At 68.6% G+C, this 10,446-nt stretch carries 8 protein-coding genes; 6 read left to right on the plus strand and 2 right to left on the minus strand.

What is annotated here, in order from left to right:
• Positions 1-452 precede the first annotated feature (452 nt).
• From ACFV15_RS46405 to ACFV15_RS46425, 5 genes are all read left to right on the plus strand, one after another.
• Entirely contained in the window at positions 453-884 is a 432-nt protein-coding gene (locus tag ACFV15_RS46405) for a Fur family transcriptional regulator (RefSeq protein ID WP_378359674.1), read from the plus strand.
• Between the two features lie 26 nt (positions 885-910).
• Complete coding sequence (katG, locus tag ACFV15_RS46410) at positions 911-3,124, plus strand: catalase/peroxidase HPI (RefSeq protein WP_378359676.1); 2,214 nt, start codon at positions 911-913, stop codon at positions 3,122-3,124.
• A gap of 461 nt (positions 3,125-3,585) precedes the next feature.
• Positions 3,586-4,545, plus strand: coding sequence for a 4-hydroxy-3-methylbut-2-enyl diphosphate reductase (gene ispH, locus ACFV15_RS46415; protein WP_378359678.1), 960 nt, complete (start codon positions 3,586-3,588; stop codon positions 4,543-4,545).
• Positions 4,546-4,614: 69 nt separating this feature from the next.
• The gene (locus tag ACFV15_RS46420; RefSeq protein WP_378359679.1) at positions 4,615-6,198 is read left to right on the plus strand and encodes a molybdopterin-dependent oxidoreductase; all 1,584 of its coding nucleotides are present in this window, start codon (positions 4,615-4,617) and stop codon (positions 6,196-6,198) included.
• Positions 6,199-6,285: 87 nt separating this feature from the next.
• The gene (locus tag ACFV15_RS46425) at positions 6,286-6,951 is read left to right on the plus strand and encodes a fasciclin domain-containing protein (protein WP_378359680.1); all 666 of its coding nucleotides are present in this window, start codon (positions 6,286-6,288) and stop codon (positions 6,949-6,951) included.
• 287 nt (positions 6,952-7,238) lie between these two features.
• On the opposite strand, the gene ACFV15_RS46430 is transcribed toward ACFV15_RS46425, so the two are convergent.
• Together ACFV15_RS46430 and ACFV15_RS46435 are read right to left on the minus strand one after the other, a co-directional pair.
• Positions 7,239-8,222 carry a hypothetical protein gene (locus ACFV15_RS46430; RefSeq protein ID WP_378359681.1) on the minus strand — a complete coding sequence of 328 codons (984 nt, stop codon included), beginning with the start codon at positions 8,220-8,222 and terminating at the stop codon, positions 7,239-7,241.
• Between the two features lie 240 nt (positions 8,223-8,462).
• Positions 8,463-9,353, minus strand: a complete 891-nt coding sequence (locus tag ACFV15_RS46435) for a LysR family transcriptional regulator (RefSeq protein WP_378359682.1) — start codon at positions 9,351-9,353, stop codon at positions 8,463-8,465.
• 81 nt (positions 9,354-9,434) lie between these two features.
• Here ACFV15_RS46435 and ACFV15_RS46440 point away from each other — a divergent pair, with 81 nt between their 5' ends.
• Complete coding sequence (locus ACFV15_RS46440) at positions 9,435-10,415, plus strand: YncE family protein (protein ID WP_378359684.1); 981 nt, start codon at positions 9,435-9,437, stop codon at positions 10,413-10,415.
• Positions 10,416-10,446: the final 31 nt, after the last annotated feature.

Here is a 10,446-nt window from a genome sequence, read left to right on the forward strand (position 1 = left end):
GGCGTTCCCCTCCCCCTCGGCTCCGGCGTGTGCGGGTCGGGGGGGGTGGCTGGGGGCGGCGGGCTCCCCCCGCCCCCCCCCCACCCCGGACCCCCTACATGGCGAGCCCGGCACTGTGCACAGAACGCGGACACGCGCGCAGGAGTAGCGGACACGCGTACAGGGAACGCGGACACGCCGACGGACCTTCTCGATCCCGGGCGTTTCCGCGCCCTGTGCACGCGTGTCCGCCCGCTGTGCACGCGTGTCCGCCCCTCCTGCACGGCAGCCGCACCGGACAAAGCCCGAGCGGGCACCCTCGCCCGCTGAAGGAACCTGGAGTCGTGAGCGTTGCGGCCGGTTCTAACCGGCGGGCAACACTCATGACCTCTGACCAGGTAGAACGTGGCCGGGGTCACCCGCCCGGGGGCCTTGACTTGATTCATTCAAGAAAACAGGGCAGACTTCGTGCCGTGCCCACCACCGCGGACTTCGAGCGTATGTTGCGTGGGGCCGCGCTCCGCGTGACCCGCCCTCGCTTGTCCGTGCTGCACGCGGTACACGCCCATCCGCACGCCGACACCGACTCGATCATCGGTGTGGTGCGCGCGGATCTCGCCGAAGTGTCCCACCAGGCCGTCTACGACGTGCTGCGGGCACTCACCACCGCGGGGCTCGTGCGGCGCATCCAGCCGCTCGGCTCCGTGGCGCGCTATGAGGCGCGGGTCGGGGACAACCACCACCATGTCGTGTGCCGGTTGTGCGGCGCGATCGCCGATGTCGATTGCGCGGTCGGCCACGCACCCTGCCTGTCCGCCTCCGAAGATCACGGGTTCGCGATCGACGAGGCCGAGGTCATCTACTGGGGCCTGTGCCCGAGTTGCTCCTCCGCGTCCAGTTCCTGAACACCCCTTATTCCGGAAGGATTTCTGTGTCTGACAGTCCTGACGCCGTTGTCGGCGAGATGAACGTGGAGAGCGCGGGCGGGTGCCCGGTCGCACACGGGCGCATCCAGCACCCGACCGAGGGCGGCAGCAACCGTGACTGGTGGCCGAACCAGCTCAACCTGAAGATCCTGCGCAAGCACCCCGCCGTGGCCAACCCCATGGGCGAGGACTTCGACTACGCCGCCGAGTTCAACTCGCTCGACCTCGACGCGCTGGCCGCGGACGTCGACGCGGTGATGACGAGCTCGCAGGACTGGTGGCCCGCGGACTTCGGGCACTACGGCCCGTTCATGATCCGCATGGCGTGGCACAGCGCCGGCACCTACCGCATCGAAGACGGCCGTGGTGGCGCGGGCGCCGGCATGCAGCGCTTCGCCCCGCTGAACAGCTGGCCGGACAACGGAAACCTCGACAAGGCGCGGCGCCTGCTGTGGCCGGTCAAGAAGAAGTACGGCCGCAAGATCTCGTGGGCCGACCTGATGATCTTCGCCGGTAACCGCGCGCTGGAGACCATGGGCTTCAAGACCTTCGGCTTCGCCGGTGGCCGCGCCGACGTGTGGGAGCCGGACGAGGACGTCTACTGGGGCCCCGAGACCACCTGGCTCGGCGACGAGCGCTACTCGGGCGACCGCGAGCTGGAGAGCCCGCTGGGTGCGGTCCAGATGGGCCTCATCTACGTCAACCCCGAGGGCCCCAACGGCAACCCCGACCCGCTGGCCGCCGCGCGCGACATCCGCGAGACGTTCCGCCGCATGGCGATGAACGACGAGGAGACCGTCGCGCTCATCGCGGGCGGGCACACCTTCGGCAAGACCCACGGCGCGGCGAACCCCGACGAGTACGTCGGCGCCGAGCCGGAAGGCGCCCCGCTCGAGGAGCAGGGCTTCGGCTGGAAGAACAGCTTCGGCAGCGGCAAGGGCCGCGACGCCATCACCAGTGGTCTCGAGGTCACCTGGACCTCCACCCCGACCCGGTGGAGCAACCAGTTCTTCGAGAACCTGTTCAAGTACGAGTGGGAGCTGACCTCGAGCCCGGCAGGCGCCCACCAGTGGGTGGCGAAGGACGGCGCGGGCGCGAACACCATCCCCGACCCCGAGGACGGCACGTTCAACCGCCCGCCGACGATGCTCACGACCGACCTCTCGCTGCGGGTCGACCCGGTCTACGAGCAGATCTCGCGCCGCTTCCTGGAGAACCCGGACCAGTTCGCCGACGCGTTCGCCCGCGCCTGGTACAAGCTGACGCACCGCGACATGGGCCCGATCCAGCGCTACCTCGGCCCGCTGGTGCCGCAGGAGAGCCTGCTCTGGCAGGACCCGATCCCCGCGGTCGACCACGAGCTGATCGACGCGGCCGACATCGCCTCGCTCAAGGAGCAGATCCTCGCTTCGGGCCTGTCGGTCTCGCAGCTGGTCTCCGCCGCGTGGGCGTCGGCTTCGACGTTCCGTGGCAGTGACAAGCGCGGTGGCGCCAACGGCGGCCGCATCCGCCTCGAGCCGCAGCGCAACTGGGAGGTCAACGACCCCGAGTCGCTGTCGACCGTGCTCCGCACGCTCGAGGGGATCCAGTCGTCCTTCGGCAAGAAGGTCTCGATCGCCGACCTGGTCGTGCTCGGTGGCACCGCCGCCGTGGAGAAGGCCGCCAAGGCCGCAGGCCACGACGTCGAGGTGCCGTTCACCCCCGGCCGCACGGACGCGTCGCAGGAGCAGACGGACGTCGAGTCCTTCGCCGCGCTGGAGCCGACCTCGGACGGCTTCCGCAACTACCGCGGCAAGGGTCACCGGCTCCCCGCCGAGTACCTGCTGATCGACCGCGCGAACCTGCTCACGCTGAGCGCGCCCGAGATGACCGTCCTGGTCGGCGGCCTGCGGGTGCTGGGCGCGAACACCAAGCAGTCCACGGTGGGCGTGCTCACCGAGACGCCGGAGTCGCTGACCAACGACTTCTTCGCGAACCTGCTCGACATGGGCATCGAGTGGAAGCCGACCTCGGCCGACGCGGAGACCTTCGAGGGCCGCGACACCGCGACCGGCGAGGTCAAGTGGACCGGCAGCCGGGTCGACCTCGTGTTCGGCTCGAACTCCGAGCTGCGCGCGCTCGCCGAGGTCTACGCGAGCGATGACGCCAAGGCGAAGTTCGTCGAGGACTTCGTGGCGGCGTGGGTCAAGGTCATGGACCTCGACCGCTACGACGTCTGATCCTGTTAGGACAGTCCAGCCCCGGCCGCGACAACGGCCGGGGCTGGACTTTTTTCTGAGCGCGCAGGCTTTGGTGACACCCGGCCGCCGCCCGGCCAGGCCGGACGCCACGAGGACCGCGCTGCCTGTCGCAATCGTCGCCTACCCGGTTGGCCCGTCACCAACGGGTGACAAGGTAGGCAACGGAATGGCAAATTTTTCGGGTCCCCGCTCGCACAAAAAACGCACTCGAGCCGCACAGAGCTGACTTTCTCGCGCACTAATGGAGCAAGCGGGCAACAGTCGATCAGTTCTCGCGGCACATAATCAGCCGAGCGGAAAAATGTCGCCACCGGTGGTGCGCCTCACCGCTGTTCGGGTGAAGAAAACCGGCTCTCTCGCGGGACTTCAGGTTACCCGCCGACGGTGTTAGCGTCACCGTCGCCGAAATCGACCCACGACCCGGATTGGTGGATTCAGTGGTGACTGTCGACGTGGAAGACCTGGCCTGGCGGGCGGTTTCCCGGCCGCGCACCGTGCTACTCGCGGCGCCGAGGTCCTACTGCGCCGGAGTGGAACGCGCGATTTCGATCATCGAGGACCTCGTAGACCGAAAACCGATCTACGTACACAAACGGATCGTGAACAACAAAAGCGTCATCGCCGATCTTGAAACACGCGGCGCGATCTTCGTGGACGAACTCGACGAAGTTCCCGACGGTTCCACGGTGATGTTTTCGGCGCACGGCGTCTCGCCGTCGGTGCGCGCGGAAGCCGCTGCACGGAAACTCGACGTCATCGACGCGACCTGCCCGCTGGTCACCAAGAGTCACGCCGAAGTCCGCCGGTTCGCGTCACGGGGTGACACCGTCGTCCTGATCGGCAAGGCCGGGCACGACGAGGTCGAGGGCACTCTCGGCCAGGCACCCGGCGACACCCGGCTGGTGCAGGACGTCACCGACGTGGCGGCGCTCGAGGTGCGGGATCCGGCCAGGGTGTCCTACCTGACGCAGACCACCTTGGCCGCCGACCAGACCACCGAGATCGTCGAGGCGTTGCACCTGCGGTTCCCGGCGCTGCGCGGGGCGACGTCGACCGCGGTCTGCCACGCGGCGACCGACCGGCAGGACGCGCTGGCCGCGATGGCGGTCGAGTCGGATCTCGTGCTGGTGCTGGGGCCGATGAACTCGGCCAACTCCCTGCGGCTCGTCGAACTCGCGCACCGCCATCGCAGGCCCGCACACCTCATCGAGAACGCGGCGGCCATCCGCCCGGCGTGGCTGACCGGTGTGCGGACCATCGGGCTCACCGCGGGCGCGTCGGCACCGCCCCGGCTGGTCGACGGCGTGCTCGCGCTGCTGGCCGAACTCGGCCCGATCACGGTCTCCGAGGTGGAACCGGCTGGCGAGACCCTCCACTTCGGACAGCCGGTGAGCCGATGACGACGTGCCTCACGTCACCTGATCGGCCCAGCGACCAATACGCGCGGCCCGGCGCGCCGAATACCGGGCATGACCGAACAGCGAACCGTGATCGCCGAGAGCGCGCCACAGCCGTACCGGCCACGGCTGCGCCTGTTCTCCGCGGCGGCCACCGGCGTGCTCGCGCTGGCCGCCGCGCTCGCCGCAGGGCATCTCGTGGCGGGCTTCATCAATGTCAGCGCGTCGCCCTATCTGGCGGTGGGCAACGGCGCGATCGACCTGACTCCCATCGAACTGAAGGACTTCGCGGTACGGACCTTCGGCACCTACGACAAGGTGGTGCTGCTCGGCGGCATGGCGGTGACCATGATCGGGGTCGCCGCCCTCGCCGGCGTGCTGTCGCTGCGCTCACCGCTGCCGGGCGCCGGCGCGATCGTCCTTTTCGGACTCGTCGGCGGTGTCGCCGTGTACTCACGGCCGAACCTGACCGCGGTCGCGCTGCTCGCTCCACTGGCGAGCGTACTCGCCGGAGTGGCCGTTTTTCTTTTCCTGCACCGGAAAGCGCCCAGGATCTGGCGTAGGTCCGAGTCCGGCGAGAAGATCGGCAACTCGCGGCGCGCCTTCCTGATCAGCGGCGCGGGGGTCGTGGCGGGTGCCGGTGTCGCCGGGCTGGGCGGGCAGCTCATCAGCTCGACCCGCGACGCGAACGCGTCACGCGAAGCCGTCGGCAAGCTCGTGCCCGCGCGTTCGGCTCCCGCGATCCCGGCCGACGCCGACTTCTCGAAGCTCGGCACACCCGCTTTCCTTACCCCGAACCAGAGGTTCTATCGCGTCGACACCGCGTTGACCGTGCCACAGGTGCGGACCGAGGACTGGAGCCTGCGCCTGCACGGCATGGTCGGCAAGGAGATCCGGTACAGCTATGACGACATCCGCAACCGGCCGCTGGTAGAGCGCACGATAACCATGACCTGTGTGTCCAATGAGGTTGGTGGCGACTATGTGTCCACTTCGAACTTCATCGGCGTCGACCTGGCGGACCTGCTGGACGAAGCGGGTGTCCAGCCTGGCGCGGAACAGCTTTTCTGCACCAGCGTCGACGGCTGGACCTCCGGCACGCCGGTCGACGCCGCGCGTGACCGCGCGCGTGGCGCGATGCTCGCCATCGGCATGAACGGCGAGCCGCTGCCACTCGAACACGGTTTTCCCGCCCGTCTGGTCACGCCGGGACTTTACGGCTATGTCTCGGCGACGAAATGGGTGGTCGACATCGAAGTCACCACCTGGAAATCCCGGCAGTCGTATTGGCTCAAACGCGGCTGGGGCGAGCAGGCACCGATCAAAACCGAGTCGCGCATCGATTCGCACCGCGGTTTCGCGAACGTCACGGCCGGAACGGTCCGGATTTCCGGGGTGGCTTGGGCGCAGCACACCGGGATCGCGAAGGTGGAGGTCAGGGTCGACCAAGGTCCTTGGCAGGAAACCACTTTGTCGCGGGAGGTCAACCTCGACACCTGGCGGATGTGGTGGACCGAGGTGCGGATCCCGAAGGGTGTGCATCAGGTTTTCTGCCGCGCCACCGACAAATCCGGCTACACCCAGACCGACGCGCGCGCGGGCACCGTACCGGATGGCGCGACCGGCTGGCACAGCGCCACTCTGACGGGTGCCTGAAAAGAAATTCCGGGAAAGACCAATCCGGTTCCCATCGGGCGCCGAATCACCTCCGAGAGCACAAACAATTCACCGAATGAGGCAGTCATGAACAAGCTCCGTACCGCTGGCATCGGTATCACCGCCATCGCAGCGCTCGCGCTGACCGCGTGCAGTGGCAGCGACACGGCTTCGAGCGGCTCCAGCGCACCGGCGCCCGCTCCGTCCTCGTCGATGGCCGCGCCGTCGTCGCCGGCCGCCGCGGCCGGTGTCACCACCAACGCCGACGTCTTCGGCCCCGCGTGTTCCCAGCTCCCCCAGGGCAACGCGCCCGGCTCGCTGGACTCCATGGGCCCGCAGCCGGTCGCCTCGGCCGCGTCCACCAACCCGCTGCTCACCAAGCTGGTCGCCGCCGTCAAGGCCACCAACCTGGTCGACACGCTCAACAGCGCCGAGGCCATCACGGTCTTCGCGCCGGCCGACCCCGCCTTCGCCGCACTGGGCGACGCCAAGTTCGCCGAGCTCGCAGGCAAGCCCGACCAGCTGGCCCCGATCCTGCAGTACCACGTCGTCGGCAAGCGTTACGACGCCAAGGGACTGGCTTCGGCCGGCACGCTGACCTCGCTCGACACCGCGGCGGGCCCGCTGAAGATCGAGGGATCGGGTGCCGACATGACCGTCAACGGCGCGAAGATCCTTTGCGGCAACATCCCCACGAAGAACGCGACCGTCTTCGTGATCGACAAGGTCCTCACCCCCGGCACCAACAAGTAACACCGGCCTCGGCCTCGTGAACGAGGGGTTCCCCCGCTGCACTGAACGCAGCGGGGGAACCCCCGTTCACGCATGACCAGGCCTCGTGAGCGTTCCCGACGGCTATTAAGGGGAAAGCCAAATGTGGCGTGCCCCAGGGCAGCTGAGTGAGGGCCAGCTGGACCTTGTGAAGGGAGCCTTCACACAGTTCGACCTTGTGAAGGCTCCCTTCACACAGCCATACGTGGTGAAGGCTCCCTTCACACGCTTCGACTTGGGTGAAGGCTCCCTTCACACCAGGGTTTGGGTTACTTGTCATCTCGGGGTGCCGCCCCGGTGGTGGCGGGGCTTTCCCGATGGTGGGTGGCGATGAGCTGCTCGACGAAGACGGTTTGCTCCAGCACTTGCGCGCGCAGGTCGATGTCGTGCGGCAGCCACGGAATACGGCGCAGCGCGATGGCGCCGAGCGCTGCCAGCGCGACCCGGCAGGCCGCGTCGGATCCGCGCGCCGTTCGCGGGGCTTGGTAGAGGCAGTACGCGCCGAAGGCCCACAGCCTGCTCGCGGTGTCGATGTCGTTGTCCGCCGCGGCGTTCAACGCGTCCGCGAGTGCGGTGGTGGCCGCGCGGTTGATCGTCTCGGAGTCGGCGGGTGGTGCGCTGACGGCGTACATCGCGTTGCCGCCGGTCTCGGGTTCCCCTGTCTCGCCCCGTAAAGCCGCGCTGCGCCTGACCAGGTCGGCCACGTCCGCGGCGGCCGATCGCCTGAGCAGCGCACCGCCGGCGATGACGGACCCGTTGCCGAGTACGAGCTGATTGCGCAAGGTGTCCCGGCAGGATTCGGCCTCCGCGAAGCGGTTGACGGCGTAGCGGCCGAACAATCCCAGTGTGTGGTGGGCCGGAGTGGCGAGGCCGCCGAAGTAGGTGCCGGTCGGCGCGTGCCAGGTGGCGCCTTCCCTGGCCTTGCCGACGTACCCGATCCGCCGATACCTGGCCATGGTCAACGGCATGCGGTACCGCGGCAGCTCGGTCTCGCCCGACTGCTCGGCGACCCGGTAGCGCCAGGTGGTCGCGGCGTTGAGCGCGCCTTCGATCAGGCGCTCGGTCGCGGGCGCCGTCACGCCGAGCACCATGGCCGCGATGGTGCGCGCGGCGGCGGCCTGATAGCGGGCGAAGCCGCGGATCCCGGCCACGGCAACGGGATCGTTGGTGCGGATCGCGGTGGCGGGCGCCGGGAACACCGAGGCCGTGATCCCCGCCGCGAACGGGATGGCCATGGCATGCGGATGGGCCATGGCGAGATCCTGCTTTCACAGCGGACGAGTGTCCGGGAATGTTCTGGGTGTTATTCGGGCGGCTCTCGTCCTCTTCGGGAACGCGCGCATTTCACCCTAACCGCCCAGTGCGGCAAGAACGTTCCATGATCACAGTCGTCATCCGAACAGGTGACCGAAAATTCGCTCTGTGCGCTTTTTGTGCGGCTTTTGTGTGTGCATCCGGTGCGGGTTTTCAATTCTTCTGGAAAACGGGACCGCTCAGTCGGCCAGCACGGCGCGGACGCGGTCGCGGAGCCAGCGGTGGACGCGGTCGGCGTCGTTGCGGGGATGCCAGGCCATGCCGACGACGACCGGCGGGAGGTCGAGCGGGATCTCGATCGTGCGCAGGCCGAGCGCCTCGATCCACTCCGCGCCGATCCGGCACGCGGCGAGGCAGACGACGTCGGTGTCGCGGGCCAGGAACATCGAGGCGGAATAGGTGGGTACCACCGCGACCACGCGCCTGCTCAGGCCGAGGTCCTCGAGTCGGTCGTCGATCGGGCCTCGGGTGCGGCCGCGGCGGGACACCACGACGTGGTCGGCGTCGGCGAAGCGGCGGGCGGTGACCCGGCCCTTCGCCAGCGGGTGCGAGGCGCGCACGACGCCGCTCATGGTCGAGGTGCTCAGCGACTCGGTGAGTATCTCGGGGTCGGTGTGATCGATGACGCCGAGTTCGAGGTCGATCGTGCCCTCGCGCAAGGCGGGTGTGTCCTCCATGGACTCCGGGCGGAAGCGCAGCGTGATGCCCGGCGCGTGGCGGCGGAGGTCGGCGATCAGCGGGGCCGCCACCATCGACAGCAACGCGTCGCTGGTCTGGATCGCGAACGAGCGTTCCACTGTGGACGGATCAAGATCCTGCGGTGGAGCGAAAACCGCTCGCGCCCGCTCGACGAGTGCGCGCACCTCCGGCCGCAGCTCCTGTGCCCGCGGCGTTGGCACGAGCGTCCGGCCGGCGCGCACCAGGAGCGGGTCGTCGAGCACGCGGCGAAGCCGGGCCAGCGTCCGGCTCATCGCGGGCGCCGAGGTGTGCAACGCCTCGGCCGCGGCGGTGACACTGTTCTCGCGCAGCAACGCGTCCAGCGCGACCACCAGGTTCATGTCCAGCTCCATGCCGCCGATTATCACAGGCGCAACTACTCATTGCCAACGTTGCACTGGCGATAATCCGTGGTCGCTCCTAACTTCGAAGACATGACAACACTCGCCATTGCCTGCCAGCGCGACGCGACCCTCGTCTTCCTCGACACCGGCACCGGCGAACGCCTCGCCACCGTCGACATCGCGCCGGAGCCGCACGAAGCCTGCTTCGACGCCGAGCGCGGGCTCATCTACGTCAGCCACACGTACAAATCGGGCTGGTACTTCCAGAACTCCGGCCGCGCCAGCCTGATCAGCGTGATCGACGCCGAATCCCGCAAGCTGGTCGACACCATCGACATCGCGCCCGACCACGGCCCGCACGACCTCCAGTGGGACGCGGCCACCGACAACCTCTACGTCGCCGTCGAGTCCGGCGAAGGCCGCACCGGCGCGATCCTCATGATCGACCCCGCCACCCGCAAGGTCCTCGACCGCATCCCGGTCGACGCCGACGGGCCGCACTGGTTCGCCATCACCCCGGACAGCTCCCGGATCTACACGGCCAACAAGGAGACCCCGTTCGTCTCGGTGGTCGACCTGATCGCGGGCAAGATGACCGACCGCGTCGAGGTGCCGAGCACCGAAGGCATCGCGGCGCTGCCCGGCCGGGTCATCGTCGCGGGACCGGTCTTCCGCGCGGAGGAGCGCACCGAGGCGAACGGCCTGCGCGTGATCGACACGGACACCGACTTCGTGACCCAGGTCGTCGGAACCGACGAGCCGGTCACGGCCGTGCACGCCACGACGTCCGGCAAACTCCTGGTTTCCGAGGTGCCCGCTTCGGTCGGCCCGGAGGGGCTTGTCATGGGCGAGGGAATGCTGCGGATCTACGACGCCGACTCGCTCGAGTTGCTGAAGCGGGTGCCGATCGGGGCGGGCGCACTGAGCATCCGGTCGACGGCCGACGGTGCCTTCGCGTTTGTCGCGAACTCGGGTTCCGGCACCGTGACGGTGCTCGACATCGCCGCCATGGAGGTGGTGAACACCTTGGCCGCGGACGCGGGCGCCCACGGCATGGCCGTCATCGAATAAAGGGTCGTGAGTGGTATGGCCGGTTCTAACC

The sequence above is a fragment of the Amycolatopsis sp. NPDC059657 genome (genome assembly GCF_042734395.1).
Classification (GTDB): domain Bacteria; phylum Actinomycetota; class Actinomycetes; order Mycobacteriales; family Pseudonocardiaceae; genus Amycolatopsis.